Source organism: Lacinutrix chionoecetis (genome assembly GCF_053604665.1).
This window is the reverse complement of record NZ_JBSHNQ010000086.1, coordinates 267,742-290,429: the sequence shown is the minus strand read 5'-3', so window position 1 is coordinate 290,429 and position 22,688 is coordinate 267,742. Positions and strand designations below refer to the sequence as shown.

14 protein-coding genes are annotated in these 22,688 nt (G+C 34.3%); 2 read left to right on the top strand and 12 right to left on the bottom strand.

Annotated elements, in window-relative coordinates; all coding sequences use genetic code 11:
• Positions 1-97: 97 nt before the first annotated feature.
• The 12 genes from ACVC43_RS13570 to ilvD form a co-directional block, all read right to left on the bottom strand.
• Positions 98-1,033 (bottom strand): N-acetylornithine carbamoyltransferase, encoded by a 936-nt coding sequence (locus ACVC43_RS13570; RefSeq protein ID WP_452225076.1) that lies wholly within the window; start codon positions 1,031-1,033, stop codon positions 98-100.
• Between the two features lie 93 nt (positions 1,034-1,126).
• Entirely contained in the window at positions 1,127-2,257 is a 1,131-nt protein-coding gene (locus ACVC43_RS13565) for an aspartate aminotransferase family protein (protein WP_452225075.1), read from the bottom strand.
• A 99-nt stretch (positions 2,258-2,356) separates the two neighbouring features.
• Entirely contained in the window at positions 2,357-3,157 is an 801-nt protein-coding gene (proC, locus tag ACVC43_RS13560) for a pyrroline-5-carboxylate reductase (protein WP_452225074.1), read from the bottom strand.
• 87 nt (positions 3,158-3,244) lie between these two features.
• Positions 3,245-4,222 carry an N-acetyl-gamma-glutamyl-phosphate reductase gene (gene argC, locus ACVC43_RS13555; protein WP_452225073.1) on the bottom strand — a complete coding sequence of 326 codons (978 nt, stop codon included), beginning with the start codon at positions 4,220-4,222 and terminating at the stop codon, positions 3,245-3,247.
• Complete coding sequence (locus ACVC43_RS13550) at positions 4,219-5,412, bottom strand: argininosuccinate synthase (RefSeq protein ID WP_452225072.1); 1,194 nt, start codon at positions 5,410-5,412, stop codon at positions 4,219-4,221. Before ACVC43_RS13550 ends, argC begins: the two co-directional genes overlap by 4 nt.
• Positions 5,402-6,031, bottom strand: coding sequence for a GNAT family N-acetyltransferase (locus tag ACVC43_RS13545; protein ID WP_452225071.1), 630 nt, complete (start codon positions 6,029-6,031; stop codon positions 5,402-5,404). The genes ACVC43_RS13550 and ACVC43_RS13545 overlap by 11 nt, the downstream gene beginning before the upstream one ends.
• A gap of 434 nt (positions 6,032-6,465) precedes the next feature.
• Complete coding sequence (locus ACVC43_RS13540; protein ID WP_452225326.1) at positions 6,466-8,043, bottom strand: NADP-dependent glyceraldehyde-3-phosphate dehydrogenase; 1,578 nt, start codon at positions 8,041-8,043, stop codon at positions 6,466-6,468.
• A gap of 14 nt (positions 8,044-8,057) precedes the next feature.
• Positions 8,058-9,326 carry a threonine ammonia-lyase gene (gene ilvA / locus ACVC43_RS13535; RefSeq protein ID WP_452225070.1) on the bottom strand — a complete coding sequence of 423 codons (1,269 nt, stop codon included), beginning with the start codon at positions 9,324-9,326 and terminating at the stop codon, positions 8,058-8,060.
• Between the two features lie 81 nt (positions 9,327-9,407).
• Positions 9,408-10,910: a ketol-acid reductoisomerase gene (gene ilvC, locus ACVC43_RS13530; protein WP_452225069.1), complete on the bottom strand. Its 1,503-nt coding sequence runs from the start codon at positions 10,908-10,910 to the stop codon at positions 9,408-9,410.
• A gap of 11 nt (positions 10,911-10,921) precedes the next feature.
• Positions 10,922-11,452, bottom strand: coding sequence for an acetolactate synthase small subunit (gene ilvN, locus ACVC43_RS13525; RefSeq protein WP_452225068.1), 531 nt, complete (start codon positions 11,450-11,452; stop codon positions 10,922-10,924).
• A 1-nt stretch (position 11,453) separates the two neighbouring features.
• Positions 11,454-13,187: a biosynthetic-type acetolactate synthase large subunit gene (gene ilvB / locus ACVC43_RS13520; protein ID WP_452225067.1), complete on the bottom strand. Its 1,734-nt coding sequence runs from the start codon at positions 13,185-13,187 to the stop codon at positions 11,454-11,456.
• Between the two features lie 88 nt (positions 13,188-13,275).
• Positions 13,276-14,952, bottom strand: coding sequence for a dihydroxy-acid dehydratase (gene ilvD / locus ACVC43_RS13515; RefSeq protein WP_452225066.1), 1,677 nt, complete (start codon positions 14,950-14,952; stop codon positions 13,276-13,278).
• 279 nt (positions 14,953-15,231) lie between these two features.
• On the opposite strand from ilvD, the gene ACVC43_RS13510 reads away from it, so the two are divergent.
• Positions 15,232-20,313: a translocation/assembly module TamB domain-containing protein gene (locus tag ACVC43_RS13510; protein WP_452225325.1), complete on the top strand. Its 5,082-nt coding sequence runs from the start codon at positions 15,232-15,234 to the stop codon at positions 20,311-20,313.
• Positions 20,313-22,625 (top strand): translocation and assembly module lipoprotein TamL, encoded by a 2,313-nt coding sequence (gene tamL, locus ACVC43_RS13505; RefSeq protein ID WP_452225065.1) that lies wholly within the window; start codon positions 20,313-20,315, stop codon positions 22,623-22,625. The genes ACVC43_RS13510 and tamL overlap by 1 nt, the downstream gene beginning before the upstream one ends.
• Positions 22,626-22,688 lie beyond the last annotated feature (63 nt).

The window sequence follows — 22,688 nt, the reverse complement described above, 5'->3', positions numbered from 1 at the left end:
AAGGTTTTTAAAACCTCGCAGGTCTTATAATCACTTCGTCAAGCTCAGTGTGACATTTAGAAACTATTTGTCAGTCTGAACTTGTCGAAGACTTTCTTTACATTTCCTCCAAAATCTGTTTCAAAACAATTTGTGCAGCAAATGTTCTATTATTAGCTTGTTGAATCACTACTGATTGTTCTCCATCTAAAACCGCGTCTTCTACCACAACATTTCGTCTTACAGGCAAGCAATGCATAAATTTGGCATTGCCAAGCTTTGCTTTGGTCATCATCCAATTGCTATCTTGATTCAAAACTTTACCGTAGTCTTTATAATTACTCCAGTTTTTCACATACACAAAATCGGCATCTTTTAAAGCCTCTTCTTGATTGTGACTTATTGGTGTATTTTTCGTAATTGCTTCACTTAATTCATAACCTTCAGGGTGTGTAATGGTTAAATCGACATCCATATTTTGCATCATTTCTACAAACGAATTCACAACTGCTTGTGGTAAAGCTTTTGGGTGTGGAGCCCAAGACAACACCACTTTTGGTTTAGATTTTTCGGTTAACTCTGTAATAGTAATTGCATCTGCCAACGCTTGTAAAGGATGTGCTGTTGCGCTTTCCATATTAATTATTGGCACAGTTGCGTATTTTACAAAGCTATTCATTACAAATTCACTTTCATCTTTTTGCTTATCTGTTAAACTCGGAAATGCTCTTACAGCTATCACATCTGCGTATTGTGAAATCACTTGTGCAGCTTCTCTAATGTGTTCCGAGGTGTTGGCATTCATGATTGTTCCGTTTTCAAACTCTAAATTCCAAGCGTCATTGACGTTTAGAATCATGACATCCATTCCTAAATGTTTTGCTGCTTTTTCGGTACTTAATCGAGTTCGTAAACTCGAATTAAAAAACAGCATGACTAAGGTTTTGTGCTTTCCTAAGTCTTGAAATTCAAACGGATTCATTTTTAATAAAATAGCTTCCTTTATGGTGTCTTGGAGATTTGAAATGTCTTTTATGTCGGTGTATTTTTTCATATTTATTTCCCACGAAAGTGGGAATCTCATTGATTAAACTTAATTTTTTTAGCCACGAATTCACGAATTTTTCATTTCTTTTCAAGCGTTAATTTATATGTTCAACTCACTTCTTAAAGCCTCAAAAAACAAATCGATATGCTCTTTTTTAATGGTTAAAGGCGGAAGAATTCTAATTAAATTCGGATTTTTAGCACTTCCTGTAAATATTTTATGGTCGAAAATTAGCTTTTTACGAAGTTCTGTAATCGGAAAATCAAATTCCAATCCTAACATTAAACCTCTTCCTTTTATATTTTTTATTGCTGAAACTTCTTTAGCTTTTTCTATAAAATAAGTAGAAATCTCTTTTGCATTTTCCATCAGTTGTTCCTCCTCTATCACTTCTAAAACGGTTAAAGACGCCATACATGCCAAGTGGTTGCCACCAAACGTGGTTCCTAATAAACCAAAGGAAGCTTTAATGTTAGGATGAATTAAAATGCCTCCTATTGGGAACCCATTTCCCATTCCTTTGGCAATAGAAATAATATCTGGCGTCAACTTATATTTCTGAAACGCAAAGAAATCGCCAGTTCTACCAAAACCTGACTGTACTTCATCTGCGATAAAGCAGGTGTTGTACTTTTTACAAAGTGCATCAACACCTTCATAGAATGTTGCAGTGCTTTCATCTAATCCACCAACACCTTGAATACACTCGATAATTACTGCGCAAACGTCATTTTTTGCTAATGCTTTTTCTAACGACTCTAAATCGCCTAAAGCTAAAATTTCTACTTCTTGCTGTGCATTTATTGGAGCAATAATTTTTGCATCATCTGTTGCTGCTACTGCTGCAGAAGTGCGACCATGAAACGAATTTTTAAAAGCGACCACCTTTTTCTTTCCATTATGAAAAGAGGCTAATTTCAACGCATTCTCATTGGCTTCTGCACCAGAATTACATAAAAACAAGTGGTAATCTTTACAACCCGATAATTGCTCTAACTTGTCGGCTAATTGTACTTGTAACGGATTCTGAATCGAGTTACTGTAAAAGCCTAATTTAGACACTTGTTCTGAAATTGCAGACACATATTTTGGGTGCGAATGACCAATAGAAATCACAGCATGTCCACCATATAAATCTAAATATTTGGTGTTGTTTTCATCAAAAACAAAGACATCTTTAGCTTTAACAGGAGTGATATCGAATAATGGATAGACGTTAAATAAACTCATATTATTTCTGTTTATCCTGCAAGGTTTTAAAAACCTTGTAGGTATAATTTTATTTTTTAGGTTTGAAACCTACAAGGTCTTAGAGACCTCGCAGGATTATTAAATTTGCTCTTTTTTAATGTTGTTTATTTTGTTGAACGATGCCACCATCCCTTGAATTAAAGACGAGCTCAATCCTTTGTGTTCCATTTCATTTAATCCTTCAATCGTACAGCCTTTTGGCGTGGTTACTCTGTCAATTTCTTCTTCAGGATGATCACCATTGGTGATTAATAAACTGGCAGCGCCTTCGCAAGTATGCATGGCTAATTCCTGTGCTTCCTTAGCATCAAAACCTAACTGAATGGCTGCTTGCGTTGTAGCACGAATTAGTCGCATCCAAAAAGCAATTCCGCTAGCGCAAACCACAGTGGCTGCTTGCATTTGCGTTTCAGGAATCACTAACGAATGTCCCAAACGATTAAAAATAGCTTGAGCGATTTTTATACGTTTTTCACCTTGCTCATTACTACACAAACAGGTCATTGATTTGCCAACTGCAATTGCTGTATTTGGCATCGCGCGAATGATAAATTTGTCTGCACCAACTTGTGCTTCAATTTTAGGAATTAAAAAGCCTGTAATAGTTGAAATAATGACATGCCTATCTGTTAAATGTGGTTGTATTTCATTTAAAATAGTTTCAAAATGCGAGGGTTGTACTGCAAAAATTAAGATGTCTGATTTTTGTACAGCTTCTGAATTATCCGTTGTTAAATACACATTTTTATAACCCTCAAATTCCTGAATGCCTTCTAAATGTCTTTTGGTTAGGTACAAAGTTGTAATCGCATTATTGGTGATTAATCCTTTTGCGATGGATTTTCCTAAGTTACCTGTTCCTATGATTGCTATTTTCATGTTGTCGTTTTTTGTCATTACGAAGGAAGAATGACTGAAGTAATCTCATTAAACAGATTGCTTCGTACCTCGCAATGACTATGTTAGTTAAAAATAATTTGCTTTTAATTGTAAACCTTCTGTTTCCTTAAAACCAAACATTAAATTCATATTTTGTACTGCTTGACCAGATGCTCCTTTTAATAAATTATCGATAATGCTTGTGACCAATAATTTATTGTTATGCTTATGTAAATGAAGAATGCATTTATTTGTGTTAACCACTTGCTTTAAATGAATCTCGTCTTCTGCAATGATAGTAAACACAGCCTCTTTATAGTACTCAGCATACAATTGTTTTGCTTCTTCTAAACTCCCTTCAAATTTGGTGTATAATGTGGCAAAAATGCCTCTTGAAAAATTGCCTCGATTTGGCATAAAATTAATATCTGAAGTAAAACTGTTTTGCAACATGTTTACCGACTGATTAATCTCACCTAAATGCTGATGCGTAAAAGCTTTGTAATGCGAAAAGTTATTATCTCGCCAAGTAAAATGTGTGGTAGCTGATAAGGACGTTCCTGCTCCTGTTGCGCCAGTCACAGCGTTAATGTGGACATCGTCATGTAATACTTCTGCTTTTGCTAAAGGCAATAAGGCTAACTGAATGGCTGTAGCAAAACAACCTGGATTGGCGATGTATTTGGCTTTTTTAATGGCTTCTTTATTTAATTCTGGTAAGCCATATATAAAGGTATGATTCTGAAAAACTTCATCCTTTTTTAGTCTGAAATCGTTACTTAAATCAATGATTTTAGTTTCCTCAGAAAAAGTGTTTTGTTCTAAAAATGCTTTTGAATTTCCGTGACCTAAACACAAGAATAACACATCCACTTCAGCGTTAATTTCATTGGTAAACTCCAAATCTGTACTACCAATTAAATCTTGGTGCACTTTATACACCTTATTTCCAGCATTTGACGTGCTGTAAATAAAATGGATGTTAGCTTTTGGATGATTTAACAACAATCTTATTAGCTCACCAGCTGTGTATCCTGCTCCTCCAATGATTCCTACTTGTATCATAATTCTGAATTTACTTGATGATAAATCTTGTTTTGGTTTCCAACAATTTTGATAAATCCTTTGGCTTCTTCTGCTGTCCAACCTTTATTTTCTTCGCCATAACTTCCAAATTTCGCTTGCATTAAATCGTGTTTGGAAGAAATTCCATCTATATTAAAATGATATGGTTTCAACGTTGCAAAAACATCTCCCGAAACTTTGTCTTGACTACTTTGTAAAAAGGCTTCCATATCACGCATTACTGGATCTAAATATTGACCTTCGTGCAGATGCATTCCGTAGAAACTTGCTAAATAATCTTTATGTTGTAATTGCCATTTCGTTAAGGTGTGTTTTTCTAATAAATGGTGTGCTTTTATAGTGATTAAAGCTGCTGCAGCTTCAAAACCAACGCGACCCTTAATACCAACAATGGTATCGCCAACGTGAATATCTCTACCAATAGCATATACTGAAGCCAAATTATTAAGCACTTCAATATTCCCTTCTGGACTGTTTTCAATTCCGTTTACTGCAACTAATTCGCCTTTTAAAAAAGTAAGCGTGACTCTTTCTTCTTCTGCATGTATTAATTGTGATGGATAAGCAGTTTCTGGCAACGGTTTATCGGAAGTTAAGGTTTCGGAACCTCCAACACTGGTTCCCCAAAGTCCTTTGTTAACCGAGTATTTTGCTTTTTCCCAAGACATATCAATCCCGTTTTCTTTTAGGTAATCTATCTCTTGTTGTCTTGTTAAACTTCCATCTCTAATTGGTGTAATAATTTTAATATGTGGTGCTAAAGTTTGAAAAATCATATCAAATCGCACTTGATCGTTTCCTGCTCCTGTGCTTCCGTGTGCAATAAATTCGGCATCAATACTTTTTGCATATTCGATAATTTCGATAGCTTGAATAATGCGCTCTGCACTTACAGATAACGGATAGGTGTTGTTTTTCAGCATATTTCCGAAGATTAAATACTTAATCACTTTATCATAATACGAAGCAATTGCGTCGATATTTTTATAGGTTGACACTCCCATTTTATAGGCATTCGCTTCAATAGTTTTTATTTCTTCTGTTGTAAAACCGCCAGTATTTACACTAACTGCGTGCACATCATAGCCTGCTTTACTTAAACTAACAGCGCAATACGACGTATCTAATCCTCCACTATATGCTATAACTAACTTGCCTTTATTTTTCATCTTTCTTTTCTTTTTTTAGGAACATGGATTGCTTGATGTTTTTCAATCTGGTCCACACTTTTTTATCGTATTTGTGCTCGTGTGTTTGCTTTACTTCTTTTGTAGGATCGTACAGCATGCCTGTACACAAGCACATTTTTTGCTCTGTGCGTTGTAAAACATCATAGTTTTTGCAGGTTTGACAACCATTCCAAAAACTTTGATCTGTGGTTAATTCGGAAAACGTAACTGGTTTGTAACCTAAGTCGCTATTCATTTTCATAACTGCTAAACCTGTTGTAATACTGAAAATTTTTGCATCAGGAAATTTTTCTCTGGAGTGATTAAACACTTTTTGCTTTATCTGTTTGGCAAGACCAATATTTCTATAATCTGGATGTACAATTAATCCTGAATTGGCCACGAATTTTCCATGACTCCATTGTTCGATATAGCAAAAACCTGCAAATTTGTCGCCATCTAAAGCAATGACAGCATTACCATTTTCCATTTTGGTAATGATATATTCTGGTTTACGTTTTGCAATTCCAGTACCTCTTACTTGCGCAGCATCTGCAATGGTTTCGCAAATACTATCTGCGTAAATACTATGTGATTTATTTGCAATAACAATTTCCATTGTAATTGAATTTTTAATTAAAAAATGTGATAATTTTTGTTTTGAGATTTCTGCTTTCGCAGGAATAAAGAACCGGACTCACCTAAGCTCCATAAATAGAAGTACACCCTAAGGGCGACGACGGAAAACGGGACGCACAACATTCCTATTATTGTTATCAATAATTATATTTAAAAAGGAAAATATTTGTGATGAATGGTTCAAATGTAAAAAAAATAAAATGTTAACTAAATAGCTTGAAGTGTGCGCATTAGTGACGTCGTCTGCGCGTTGGCAAACTTGTGGGTATTTTATTATTTTTTTGAATTAACATAGTACAAACTTATTCTTTTCTATTGAATAATATTAAAAAGTAATACACTTTTTAACAAAAATTATCATTTTCTCTTTTTTTGACTTCTTAATTATAAAATTCTCATTGTAATACAGTTATACTATAAAATATAATCTGTGCTTACAAAGTTTGAAGCTTTGGAAGCTAACAATTCTTTTAAAATAGTATTGTTGTATTCGTTGTCTTTTGAAGCTACAAATGTTCTGATAGAAAACGAACGTAATGCATCATGAACACTTAATGTTGCAACTGCTGAATCTTTACGTCCTGTAAAAGGATAGACGTCTGGTCCACGTTGACAAGAACTGTTTAAATTGACACGACATACCAAGTTTACCAATGTATCAATTAATGGTGCCAAGGTTTTTACATCTTTACCAAATAAACTTACTTGTTGCCCATAATTTGAAGCAGCCATATCGTCTAAAGGTTCTTCAATATCACTAAAAGGAATCACAGGAATTACTGGTCCAAATTGCTCTTCTTCATAAACGCGCATGTCTTTAGTCACAGGATAAAGCACTGCTGGGAAAATGTAATTTTCAGTCGTTTCTCCTCCTTTTTTATTAATTATTTTTGCACCTTTTTCAGTCGCATCATCTATTAATTCTTGAATATACGCTGGTTTATCTGGTTCTGGTAATGGTGTTAATTTAACGCCATCTTCCCAAGGGTTTCCAAATTTAAGTGCATCTACTTTTTCTGAAAATCGCTTATTGAATTCTTCAACAATAGCTTCATGCACATACAACACTTTAAGAGCAGTACAACGTTGTCCATTAAATGAGGTTGCACCAGCAATACATTCTTCAATAGCCAAATCTAAATCGGCATCTTTTAATACAATTGCTGGGTTTTTAGCTTCTAATCCTAAAACCAAACGCAATCTATTACTTTTCGGATGCTGATTTTGTAGCGCATTTGCAGATTTACTGTTTCCTATTAAAGCCAACACATCTACTTTACCAGACTGCATGATTGGTGTTGCAACGGTTCGTCCTCTACCATAAATTATATTTACCACACCTTTTGGAAAGCTACTTTGAAAAGCTTCTAATAAAGGCGAAATTAATAACACACCATGCTTTGCTGGCTTAAAAATGGCTGTATTACCCATAATTAAAGCAGGAATAAGTAATGCAAAAGTTTCATTTAAAGGGTAATTATAAGGACCTAAACACAAAACAACACCTAAAGGTCCACGTCGAATATGCGCATTAACACCTGCGTTTTTTTCGAATTTAGCGCTATCACGATCCATTTGTTTGTAATCTTCAATGGTATCGTAAATGTACTCAACGGTTCTATCAAATTCTTTTTGAGAATCTGGTAGGTTTTTGCCAATTTCCCACATTAATAACTTTACGATTTCTGCGCGCTTGGTTTTCATTTGCGTGACAAACTTTTCCATGCACGCAATACGATCTACCACCTTCATGGTTGGCCAAATACCTTGTCCTTTATTGTATGCGTTGCAAGCAGCATCTAATGCTTCTAATGCTTCTTTTTCGCCTAAAGTTGGAATGCTTCCTAATAGCGTAGGTTTGTATGTTTCAGTTGAAGAAATTGTTGAAAACACTTGTGATGTTTCACCTGTCCATTGTTTTAATTCTCCACCAACTAAATAGGTGTTTTGATTTGTAAGTTTAGTAATTTGAAACTCTTCTGGAATGCTCATCATTTATTTTCTGTTTAAACTAAGAATTGAAACAAATCTGTTTTGTCATTTAAATAATCTCCATAAAAATTATGAAGTTTCATTTTGGTGATTAATGGCTCTAAATCGTCTGGCGATTTTAACTCTAAACCAACTACAGCCACATCATTTTCTCGATTTGCTTTTTTGGTATATTCAAAATGTGTAATATCATCGGTTGGACCTAAAATATCCACTACAAAATCTCTTAAAGCTCCAGCACGTTGCGGAAATTTTACAATGAAATAATGTTTTAAATTAGAATATAGTAGCGCACGTTCTTTAATTTCGGCAGTACGTGTAATGTCGTTATTGCTTCCACTGATGACGCATACAACGTTTTTACCTTTTATTTCTTCAGAAAACTGATCTAATGCACAAAGACTTAAAGCACCTGCAGGCTCTACAATAATGGCATCTTTATTATATAAGTCTAAAATGGTTTGGCAAATTTTACCTTCATCTACAGTAACCACACGATGTAAAGTCTCTTTGCAAATAGCAAAATTTAAATCGCCAACACGTTTAACTGCTGCACCATCTACAAAATTGTCAATAGATTTTAAGGTTATATTCTTATTGTTTCTAATAGAATTTAACATCGCAGGAGCGCCTTTTGGCTCTACACTAATTATTTTTGTTTGAGGTGATAATAGTTTAAACACTGAAGACAGTCCTGCAGCAAGTCCACCACCACCAACAGGCACAAACACATAATGTATTGGATGTTCTTGTAATTGGTCAATAATTTCTAAACCAACTGTGGCTTGACCTTCAATAACTTTTTCATCGTTAAAAGGATGAATGAATGTTTTATTTAGGTGCTCACATTGTTGCATTGCTGCATCGTAGGCATCATCATAAGTATCACCTACCAAAACGACATCTATATATTCTTCACCAAACATTTTTACCTGATCAATCTTTTGATTTGGCGTTGGTGAAGGCATAAAAATAGTGCCTTTTATTTTTAATAATTTACAGGATAATGCAAAACCTTGTGCATGATTTCCTGCACTCGCACATACAATTTCGTTTTCAATTTGCGTCGCATTTAGCGATGAAATTTTATTATAAGCACCACGAATTTTATAAGAGCGTACTTCTTGTAAATCTTCTCTTTTAAAATAAATATTGGCTTGAAACTGCTTAGAATACCTTGCATTTTTTGTTAAAGGTGTTACAGATGCAATCCCTTTTAACCTTTCTGCTGCAGCTTCTATAGCTTTGAGCTCTGGTCTGTATGTAGTTTTGGTTTCTTTCATGTTTACTTCTGACCAACGTGGGAATCTTATTTTTTAATACCTACAAGGTTTTTAAAATCTTGCAGGATATTTGTCTCTTTCTTAAGCTAACACTGAATCTTCAGTTTTTACATCAGATTTTATAATTTTCATGGCAGTCATTGCTGCTCTTAATCGTTTACCAACTGCTTCGATTGGATGGTTTCTAATAGCGTCGTTTATTGCAATTAACTCTACATTATCTACTCCATTCGTCTTTGAATAAGGTTTACCAATAATATCTGTTTTCACCGTTTTCATAAAGTCTGTCAGTAATGGTTTGCAAGCATGATCGAATAAATAACAACCATATTCTGCAGTATCTGAAATGACTCTGTTCATTTCAAATAATTTTTTTCTTGCAATGGTATTTGCTATTAATGGTAATTCGTGAAGTGATTCATAATACGCAGAATCTTCAATAATACCAGCACTTACCATAGTTTCGTAAGCTAATTCTACTCCAGATTTTACAAATGCTACTAACAACGTACCATGATCAAAATATTCCTGTTCGGAAATATGGTCTGTTGTTAATTCTGTTTTTTCAAAAGCAGTTTCGCCAGTTGCAGCTCTCCATTTTAACAAGTTTACATCGTCATTTGCCCAATCTTCCATCATGGTTTTTGAAAAATGTCCAGAGATGATATCATCCATATGCTTTTCGAATAAAGGACGCATAATGTCTTTTAATTCTTCAGATAATTGGTATGCTTTTACTTTTGCAGGATTCGATAAACGATCCATCATGTTTGTAATTCCACCATGCTTTAAAGCTTCTGTAATGGTTTCCCAACCAAATTGAATTAATTTTGCAGCATAGCCTGGCTCGATACCTTCTTCTACCATTTTATCAAAAGATAAGATGGCTCCTGTTTGTAACAAACCGCATAAAATGGTTTGCTCACCCATTAAATCAGATTTTACCTCAGCAATAAAAGACGATTCTAAAACACCTGCTCTGTGACCACCTGTAGCAGCTGCATACGCTTTTGCTTGCGCCCAACCTTTATTTTCTGGATCGTTTTCTGGATGTACAGCAATTAATGTTGGCACACCAAAACCACGTTTGTATTCTTCACGTACTTCTGTTCCTGGACATTTTGGTGCCACCATAATTACCGTTAAATCTTTACGGATTTGTGTACCTTCTTCCACGATGTTAAATCCGTGAGAATAGCTTAGCGTTGCTCCTTTTTTCATTAAAGGCATCACTGCTTTTACTACATTAGTATGCTGCTTATCTGGTGTTAAGTTTAATACTAAATCTGCTGTTGGAATTAACTCTTCGTAAGTCCCAACATTAAAATCGTTATCTGTTGCATTTTTGTAAGACGCACGTTTTTCATCTATGGCCTGCTGACGTAATGCATAAGAAATATCTAAACCAGAATCTCTCATATTTAAACCTTGGTTTAATCCTTGCGCGCCGCAACCCACAATTACTATTTTTTTTCCTTTTAATGCATTTACACCATCTTCAAACTCTGAAGCATCCATAAAGCGACACTTTCCTAATTGTTCTAATTGGTTTCTTAATGGTAATGTGTTAAAATAATTTGACATTTTCTTCTATTTTAATGTTGTAATGCTGCGAGCATTGTTGATATTTTCATTTCGTCTTTTGTGATAGCAATGCGACCAGAACGCGTGTATTGCATAATCCCAAAGATGCTTAATTCTCTGTGTAACAAATCTATTTCTTCCTTTCTTCCAGATTTTTCGATAACAAAAAACTCTTTGTTCACTGTAACTATTCTTGCGTTATTATCTTTGATGATATTTTGAATCTGGCGTTCATCAAACAGTAAATGAGACTTGATTTTAAAAATGCAAGATTCTTGATAAATTGTTTGTTCTTCGGTATGGTAAAAGGCTTTTATAACTTCGACTTGTTTTTCAATTTGACCAATAATTTTTTTCATTTGGTCTTCCGTCATTTTCACAACGATAGTCCATTTTGAAACATTTTCAATTTCTGAAATGGAAGAATTAATACTTTCAATATTAATGTGTCTTCTTTGAAAAATGGCCGAAATTCGATTTAATAATCCAATATTATTTTCGGTATAAATCGAAACGGTATATAAATTTTTTTCTGCTTTCATATTATTCTAATCTTATATCTGAAACACTGGCGCCTGTGGGAATCATTGGGAAAACATTATCTTCTTTCTCCACTCTTACTTCTAAGAAATAAGAACCTTCGTTATTAATCATTTCCTTAACTGCCGCTTTTAAATCTTCTCTTTTCGACACTTTTTTAGCATCGATATGATAACCTTTTGCAATAGCAACAAAATCTGGATTTACCATTTCTGTAGAGGCATAGCGTTTATCGAAAAAGAGTTGTTGCCACTGGCGTACCATACCAAGAAATTCGTTATTTAATACTACTATTTTTACTGGTACTTTTTGCTGAAAAATGGTGCCTAATTCTTGTATTGTCATTTGGTAGCCACCATCACCAATAATAGCGACAACTTCACGTTCTGGAGCTGCCATTTTTGCGCCAATGGCTGCTGGTAGGGCAAAGCCCATTGTACCTAAGCCACCAGAAGTGATATTACTTTTACTTTTATTAAAATCGGCATAACGACACGCTATCATTTGGTGCTGACCAACATCGCTAACAATGGCAGCTTCGCCTTTTGTTTGCAAGTTTATTTCTTTTAAAACTTCTCCCATCGTTAAACCTTCTTTGGTTGGGTGCAAGTCGTTTTTAATAACTTTTTCGTATTCAACTTTATATAAATCCTTAAATTTCTGGTGCCATTCGTCGTGCGAATTTTCATTAAGTAATGGTAAGATTTCGCTTAAAGTATGTTTAGAATTACCTAGAACCGCAACATCTGCCTTTACGTTTTTATTTACTTCTGCTCGGTCTATTTCGAAATGAATGACTTTTGCTTGTTTGGCATAAGTCGCCAAATTTCCTGTTACACGATCGTCGAATCGCATACCAATTGCTATTAATACATCGCATTCATTTGTTAATACATTTGGTGCATAATTACCATGCATACCCACCATTCCAACATTTAATGGATGTGTAGATGGTATGGCTGAAGCACCTAAAATAGTCCAAGCAGAAGGAATACCTGCTTTTTCGATAACTGCTTTGAATTCATTTTCTGCCTCACCTAAAATAACACCTTGTCCCCAAACTACTAATGGCTTTTTAGCGTTGTTTATTAATGCTGCAGCTTCTTCAAGCGCATTGTCATCGGTTTTTGGTACTGGAACGTAACTTCTTATTCCTGTACATTTTTCATATTTAAAATCGAATTCTTCAAACTGTGCATCTTTTGTTATATCGATTAAAACTGGACCTGGTCTTCCGCTTTTTGCAATATAAAATGCTTTAGCAAATACCTCAGGAATTTCTGAAGCTTTGGTGATTTGATGGTTCCACTTTGTAACTGGCGTTGAAATACCTACAATATCTGTTTCTTGAAACGCATCACTTCCCAATAAATGCGAACCAACCTGACCTGTAATACAAACCATTGGTGTGCTATCTATTTGTGCATCTGCAATACCAGTTATTAAATTGGTGGCACCTGGACCAGAAGTTGCCATACAAACACCTACTTTTCCAGAGATGCGCGCATAGCCTTGAGCAGAATGTGTTGCACCTTGTTCATGACGCGTTAATACGTGATGGATTTTGTCTTGATACTTGTACAATTCGTCGTAAACCGGCATGATGGCTCCACCAGGATAGCCGTAAAGGATATCTACACCTTCAGCTAACAAACATTTTATTACAGCTTCACTTCCACAGATACGTTCTGTAGTTTGGGTGTTTTTGGTTTCTTTTTTTATAGTTTTTGTATCCATATTAATCTTGTTAGGATAATTATATTTCTTTAATTGAGATCCTTCGACAAGCTCCGGATGACAAATAGGTTTTCAATTGTCTTTTATTTTAGAACTCATCGGTCACACATCCTTTAGATGCAGACGAAACGGTTTTAGCATATTTATAAAGTACTCCACGCTCAAACTTTAAATCTGGTGCTTTCCATTTTGCTTTTCTTTCTTTTAATTCTGCATCAGCAACATCTACCGAAATGATATTGGTCTCAGCATCAATGGTGATAATATCTCCATCTTTTACCAATGCTATTGTTCCACCTTCTTGCGCTTCAGGTGTTATGTGGCCAACAACAAAACCGTGTGTTCCGCCAGAGAATCTACCATCGGTAATTAATGCAACATCTTTTCCTAATCCTGCTCCCATTATTGCTGCAGTTGGTTTTAGCATTTCTGGCATTCCTGGACCGCCTTTAGGACCTTCGTAACGGATAACGACGACATCGCCTTTTTCAACCTTACCATCTCTAATTCCATCGTTGGCTTCGTATTCTCCTTCAAATACTTTGGCTTTTCCTTGAAAACGCAATCCTTCTTTTCCTGTAATTTTTGCTACAGAACCTTCGGTTGCTAAATTGCCATAAAGCATTCTTAAATGTCCTGAAATTTTAATAGGTTCCTCAATAGGTTTTATAACATCCTGACCTTCTTTTAAATCGTCTACGTCTAATAAATTTTCTGCCATTGTTTTTCCAGTAACGGTTAAGCAATCGCCATGAATGAGGCCTTTTTTAAGAAGATATTTTAATACTGCAGGAATACCACCAACAGCGTGAACGTCTTCCATAAGGTATTTTCCGCTCGGTTTTAAGTCGGCTAAAAATGGTGTATTGTCACTTATATCCTGAAAATCTTTTAGTGTAAAATCGATTTGAGCGGCTCTTGCAATCGCTAAAAAGTGCAATACCGCATTGGTAGAACCACCTAAGATAGTTACTAATCTTACAGCATTTTCTAAAGATTTTCTTGTAATGATGTCTGAAGGTTTTATGTCTTTTTCGAGTAATACTTTTAATGCTTCGCCAGCTTGTACCGACTCTTGTTTTTTAGCGTCACTTAACGCAGGATTAGAAGAGTTAAATGGTAGTGCCATACCCAAAGCTTCAATCGCCGAAGCCATAGTATTGGCAGTATACATACCACCACAAGCTCCTGCTCCTGGACATGCTTTTTCGACTATGTTTTGGTATTCGTTTTCACTCATCGTTCCAGCAACCTTGCTTCCCCAAGCTTCGAAAGCAGAAACAACATCTAACTTTTTTCCTTCGTGGCAACCAGAATCTATAGTACCACCATAAACCAAAATGCTTGGTCTATTTAATCGAATCATTGCCATTAGAGCGCCTGGCATATTTTTATCGCAACCCACAACGGTTACCAAACCATCATAACTCATGGCTTGCACAACCGTTTCCATAGAATCTGCAATAATATCTCGAGATGGTAAAGAATAGCGCATGCCTGGTGTTCCCATAGAAATACCATCGCTTACACCAATCGTATTAAAAATGAGGCCAACAATATCCTCTTTTTTAGTCCCTTCTTTTACCAATTTTGCCAAATCGTTTAGGTGCATATTACATGGGTTACCTTCGTAACCTGTACTGGCGATACCTACTATAGGTTTAAAAAAATCTTCTTTTGTTAAGCCTATGGCATGCAACATAGCTTGTGCAGCTGGTTGCGTTGGGTCTTGTGTTACGGTTTTACTGTATTTGTTTAATTTCATTAAGGTATTTCCTGTTTTAATAAGACTAAATTATGTTTTTTGGGTGTGTATAAAATTTACGCTGTTACATTATGGATTAAATTCACGTGTTTAGATAGTTTTACAATTAATTGATTATCAGTTATTTAAAATTATATTTATATGATGTCCAAACATTTAATTTTTTAGAACAGAGGATTAAAAGATTAATATTTTTAACAAAAATTTAATTGTATTATAATTTTTAGAGCACTTTACTCAATTTAAAATACTGTAAATTTGTAGATTAAATAACATCCAATCTTGGAAGCCTCAGAAGTTAAAAAGGAAAAGAAAAAATACCGTATACTCAAACTTTTTGGGAAAACACTCTTGTTTATTTTTCTTTTTATTTTTCTTATAATTCTTTTTATAAGAAGTCCGTTTGGGCAAAATATAATTGTAGATAAAGTCACCAATTATGTTTCTAACAAAACGAATACTAAAGTAGAAATTGAGAAATTATTTATCACTTTTGATGGTGACATACAACTTGATGGTTTATACCTTGAAGATAAAACTGGTGATACCTTAATATATTCAAAATCACTTGAAGCAAATGTGCCTTTATGGTCTATGATCCGTGGAGAAGGATTTGGTGTGGATGCTCTTGATTTAAATGGTTTACGTGCTAATATTATAAGAAAAGATTCTATAAGTGGTTTTAACTTTCAGTTTTTAATAGACGCTTTTAACACGAATACCACAACCGTAACAGATACCACTACTGCAGCTCCTCTTAATATTGTATTAGGCGCACTTAATTTTAAAAATATTGATGTTGTTTATAACGACGCAATTACTGGAATTGATAGCAGATTTGATGTTGGTGAGCTTTATTTAGAAATGGAGGAAACCAATCTTGAAGCCATGGATTTTAAAGCTTCAGAAATTGAATTATCAAATTCTAAAATTAAATTTTTCCAAAATTATGTACCTGTAGATCCAGATGCAGAACCAATACCTTTACCTAAACTAACTGCAAAAAAATTAACGCTTAACAACGTATTTGCAAACTATAAATCTCAAGTAGATAGGATTGCCGCCGATTTAGACATTGCCAATTTATATGCCGAAGTTCCCAATGTCAATCTGGTTAACAGTACATTTCAAATTAACACTATTGATTTAAAAAATTCTGTTATAGCAATTTATACAGAAACTGAAGATAATGCCATCACCGAGAAAGTAGAAGAAGTTGCCGAAGACATAAAGCAAGACATTAAAAACTTTGAATGGCCAGATTTAAATATTGCTATTAATAATATCCACCTTGAAAATAACAATATTAGCTATTTTGTTGGTAACGCTAAGCCTAATAAAAGTAAATTTAATCCTAATGCTTTAGTTTTTAGCAATCTAAATTTAAAAGGTGATAATTTTATGTTGAAAGACGAAATAGGTGGATTGAATCTTACTACATTCAGTTTTAACGAAATGTCTGGTTTAAATTTAAGAGACCTATCATTAAATTTTAGCATTACAGACAAAGCGCTAAATATTGATAATTTAAAATTTGGACTTAATAACAACTCTATTATTGGAAATCTAAAACTCGATTACAATTCTCTGTCGTCACTAATAGAAACACCAGAAAATTCAAAAATCGCATTAAATCTCCCAAATTTTAAATTGGATTTAAAGGAAGTTTTTAAATTTCAACCAAAGCTAAAAGCAAACCAATATTTACAAACGCTAAGTAAAAGACCAATATCAGGAACGCTTATCGCCAATGGCTATCTGGCAAACATAAATTTGCAAAACGCCTTTATTAATTGGGGAAATACCACAAGAATTTCTGCTAACGGAACTATTTTAAATGCCACGAATCCAGATAATTTAAAATTAAACATTCCCAAATTTACTGCCCAAACAGTAAAGACAGATCTCATACAATTTGTAGATGAAAAAGAGTTTGGTATCTCTCTCCCGCAAAATATAGAAATAGCAGGAAGTGTTAGGGGTGGATTAGACAACATTACAACCACTTCTAAAATCACTACCTCACAAGGTATTGCTACTGTAGAAGGCACTTTTAAAAACACTAACACTATTGCATTTGATGCCAACGTTAAAATTGAAGATTATAGGTTAAGCGAATTGCTTCAAAACGAAACCTTAGGCAACCTAAGCGTTTCTTTAGATGCTGTAGGAAGTGGTACATCTATAAATACTTTAGATGCAAATGTTGAAGCCGTGGTTTCCAATTTTGGATATAACGATTATACCATTACCAATCTTAAACTTAATGGAAACATTAAAAATGGAAAAGGAAAAGTGGTTTCAAAATATAAAGATGATAATCTTAATTTAGATTTAGATACCGCTGTTGTGTTAGATTCTATCGCTCCTGAAGCAAAAATTAATTTAAATATCATTGGAGCGAACCTTCAAGGCTTAGGTCTTTTAAGTCGGGATATTAGAACTGGATTAAAATTAAAAGGAACTTTTAAAGGTAATACAGAAAATTATAAATTTGATGCAAATGTGGAAGATGGTGTTGTCGTTTACGACAACAAGACCTATTTATTAGGAAGTATTGGAGCTTCCGGTTTTGTGAGAAAAGACACGACTTCAGTTACATTTAAAAACAAATTAATAGATTTAGACCTACAGTCTAATACAGATCCACAAACCTTTGCTTCTGCTTTACAAAAACATATAAACAGCTATTTTTATCGTGATATTGTTATCTCAGACACCATTTTAAAACCGGTAAACTTGCAGTTAAAAGGGCATATAGCGCAGTCCTCTTTATTGAATGATGTCCTTTTAGTTAACGTAAAAGACTTAGACACTATTTCTATTGATGTTGATTTTAAACAGGCTAAACGCGAATTAATTGCAGATATTACTGCGCCTCACATTAATTATAGTGGCTACGAATTGGATAGCTTAGCGTTTAACATGAATACCAATAAAACCGATTTGAATTTTAACTTCGGTTTTAAGGCTTTTAAAGCTGGTCCAATAAACATACAACGTACACAAATTTCTGGCGACCAGAAAAACAACGAGATGCTCTTGGCTATTACAGCCTATAATGAAGATAAGAAATTAATAAATGTGGTTTCTCAAATTACTGGTAGTAGAGAGGAACTTCAGTTTAAAGTACTTCAAGAAAATTTAACCTTTAATCAAGAGCCTTGGAGCATTCCTGCAGACAATAACATGATTTTGGGTAAAGATCGTATACAATTCAACAATTTTATAATAAGTAATGGCAACCAATCGGTTGAGTTAACAGATAACCTACAAAACATTAACAAAGAGCATGTTGCTTTAGATTTTAAAAACTTTAAACTCGACGACTTTTTAAGTTATTTCAACACAGATAAAACATTAGCATCTGGAATAATTAATGGTGATTTTATTTTAGAAGAGCCCTATAAAGATACTGGGATTTTAGCAGATGTCGAGGTTAGCAATTTTGAAATTTTAAAAGCTAATTTAGGCAAACTGGCAATTACAGGAAGATCGCTTGGCGGTAATAGCTATGCTTTTAACAGCACACTTAAAGGTGGCGATGTAAATTTAGATTTAGTAGGAGATTACACAGCGAATGAGACTGGTGCCAATCTTGATTTAAATTTAGATATTAACGCTTTTAAAATGGTAGTTCTCGAAAAATTCTCTCAAGGCTATTTAAAGGAAACAGATGGTGACTTTTCAGGAAATTTTAAATTAAGTGGTACAACTACAGCACCCAAATACGAAGGTAAATTAAACTTCAATAATGCAGCTTTTAATGTAGCCATGTTTAACGCTGCATTTACATTAGAAAACGAAGCGCTTTCTGTAAATAACGAAGGCTTAAAATTTTCAAACTTTACTATTAAAGATAAAAATAGTAACAGCCTAATTGTCTCTGGTGCAATTGGCACAGAAAAATTATTGAACCCGACTTTCGATTTAGAATTAAAAGCCAAAGATTTTCAGTTTATAAATGCCACAAAAGAAGACAACGATTTCTTATATGGTACTGCAAGTTTTGATGCAAACGGAAAACTAACCGGTGACCTACAAATTCCAATATTAAATGCTAATGCTACAGTTGGTTCGAATACAGATATTACGTATGTAATGCCATCTGCAACAGTTAATGTAGAAAAAAGAGATGGTGTTGTAGTATTTGTTAACAGAGAAAACCCTGATGCTATTTTAACACAATCCGAAGAACAAACGGCAACCATAAAAGGTTTCGATATTAAAACATTTTTAAAGGTTGGAGACAAAGCAACAGTTACTATTATTATAGACGAAGATACTGGCGATTACTTTAAAGTCTCTGGTCATGGAGATTTCGATTTTACTATGAAACCAAATGGCCGCATGAATCTGGTAGGCACATATAACGTAGATGCTGGCTTATATGAAATGAACCTCTACAACATTGTAAATAGAAAATTCGAATTAGCACCTGGCAGCAAAGTGAGTTGGTCTGGCGATCCTTTTGATGCAAAATTAGATGTTCGTGCTATTTACGATTTAAAGGCATCGGCTTCTCCATTAATGGCTCCCCAACTGTCTGGCGCAGATCCTTCTGTACGCAGTAAATACCGTCAAGTTTTACCCTTTTATGTGTATTTAAACATCAATGGTGAATTACTCGCTCCTAAAATTTCCTTTAAATTAGATATGCCGGAAGATGAGCAAGGCGCTATTGGCGGACAAGTTTATGGTCGTGTACAGCAAGTTAACCAACAAGAAGGCGAATTAAACCGTCAGGTTTTTTCACTTTTAGTCTTAAACCGTTTTTATCCAGAACCAGGAAGCGATGGTAGTACAGGTGGTTTTGCAACCGTTGCCAGAGATAATTTAAACGATGCAGTATCAGACCAATTAAATGTGTTTTCAAATAAATTATTAGGCGATTCTGGTTTTGAGCTTGATTTTGGCTTAGACAGTTATACAGATTATCAAGGCAACGCTCCACAAGACAGAACACAACTAAATGTAGCTGCACAAAAACGTCTGTTTGATGACAGACTAATTGTAAGAGTAGGTAGCGAAGTAGACCTGCAAGGTAGTAGCTCTACAGGTGAAGCCACACCATTAATTGGTAACGTAAGTTTAGAATATCTACTAACTAAAAACGGTCGTTATAAATTAAAAGGATTTAGAAGAAACGAATTTGAAAATGTTATCGATGGCCAAACCATTGTTAGTGGTATCGGATTAATTTTTACACAGGAGTTTAATAAGTTTAGTGAACTTTGGGATGCCATAATTTACAATGAAACTAAAGAAGAAAAATTAGAAAGAGACCGATTAAAAAAGGAACAAAAATTAAAGGATAAAGAGAAAATTGATCCTGAAAACGAAGAAATAAAAGAAAATTAGTGATAAAGCTATTAGCACATAAAACATTTTTGAATTTTAAAATATTAAAAAGCGCTCTCACTATATTGAGCGTTGCACTGTTAATTCAATCTTGTGCAGTAAAAAAATTCATTCCTGAAAACGAATTATTATACACAGGTGGCGAAGTGGAAATTAAAGCAGATAGCTTGGTTAAAAATCCTCAAGATTTAAAACCAATTTTAGAAGCTGCGCTCACTCCAGAGCCAAATTCAAAATTTTTAGGCATGCGTCCCGGCTTGCATTATTATTATAAAATACAGCAAAAAAACCCAGGTTTTATTAACCGTTGGCTTTACAAACAATTTGGCGAAGAACCTGTTTACCAAAGCGATGTTGAAGCCTATGAGGTTGAAGATGTGCTGGTAAATAAACTTGAAAACAATGGCTTTTTCTATAGTCGTGCAACTTCAAATTTTATTGAAAACCAGGACGCAAAAGTAGCATCTGTAGTTTACACTGTTACAGTACCTACACCTTACAGAATTGAAACCTACCAAGTAGACTCGCTACCTTCTCCTATTTACGAAGAACTTAAAAATAGTGTGGTCAATTCTAATTTTAAAAAAGACATTCGGTTCGATTTGCAAAGCATGAAATTAGAGCGCGAACGCTTAGATGCCATACTAAAGCAAAAAGGATATTATAATTTTAATCCAGATTTTTTAATTTTTGAAGCAGATAGTAATCAGTATGACAATAAGCGTATTGATTTATTTTTAAAACTAAAAAAAGATGTCCCTGAAAAGGCTATTATTCCATATCGATTAGGTAAAGTAAACATCTATCCAGATTACGAATTACCAAAAGATTCTAAAGTTTTTGACAGTGAACGTTATAATGAAAAAACATATATTCAAGACCCAAAATTTTTTCGTCCAGATCGCTTAGATCCATTTATTACATTAACCGAAGGACAGTTGTATAACCCAATTACTTCAAAAAATACAGCACGACGTTTATCGACAATTGGTGCGTACAAATTTGTGAATATCCAGTATAAAGAAACCGATTCTATTGCTGAAAATGGCTTTGGTGTTTTAGATACAGATATTTATTTATCGCCATTAAATAAACGTGCCATTCGTGCAGAAATTCAAGCCGTTACTAAATCTAATAATTTTGCAGGTCCAGCTTTGGTTTTAACGTATAGTAACCGTAATTTGTTTAAAGGTGGAGAAACATTAAACATAAGCACCAAAGCAGCTTACGAAACACAAATAGCCAGTGGAAACCAAGCTGGATTAAGTAGTTTAGAACTTGGTTTTGAAACCGAACTTATCTTTCCACGAGTTTTGTTTCCTATAAAAATTAGTGATAATTATTTCGAATATGCCATTCCTAAAACTAAAATGTCTTTAGGTTTCGATTATTTAAACCGAAGTCAGCTATACACCTTACTATCTGCTAACACTCGATTTGGCTATGTTTGGGATGCCAACCGTTACGTAACGCATACCGTAAACCCTATCTCGACAAATTATACAAGATTATCTAATACAACTGAAGAATTTCAAGCAATATTAGACGATAACCCGTTTTTACAACGCAGTTTCGATCAAGAATTTATTTCTGGTCTAACTTACTCTTTTACCTATAATGGTTTAGTAGATGCTAATAGAACACATCAGTTTTATGCCAATTTTAATTTTGATGTTGCTGGTAACACTATTAGTCTTTTGGGCAAAGAACAAGAAGCCGGACAACCAAAACAAATTTTTGGATTAGAGTATGCGCAATATGCCAAAGCAGACATAGATTTACATTACCATTTTAATTTTGGAAAAGAACAAAAAATAGCTACGCGATTGTTTGCAGGTTATGGGCTTGCATATGGCAATTCTGATGTTTTACCGTTTACAAAGCAATATTATTCTGGCGGACCATATAGTGTGCGTGCCTTTAGAATTCGCTCACTTGGACCAGGAACATATAACGAGTTAGGTACAGATGAAGGCACCTTTTTCGACCAAACAGGAAACATTCGTTTAGAGGCAAATATAGAATACCGTTTTCCAATTTTTGGCTATTTTAAAGGTGCTGTATTTACCGATGCTGGAAATATTTGGAATTCTATTGAAAACCCATCATTACCTGGCGGTAAATTTTCAGGAAATTTTATAAGCGAATTAGGAATGGGAGCTGGTTTTGGGATGCGCGTAGATGTTCAAGGTTTTGTTATCCGTTTAGATTTAGCAGCACCTTTTCATGATCCTGCCCTTCCGCAAGGTGAACGTTTTGATTTTAGAATAGACGAGCCCATTTTAAATTTTGCTATTGGCTACCCTTTTTAAAAAGAATAGTAAAAAATAAATATAATATGTGCGTGATTACACGTTTCAATACCTTAATCAATA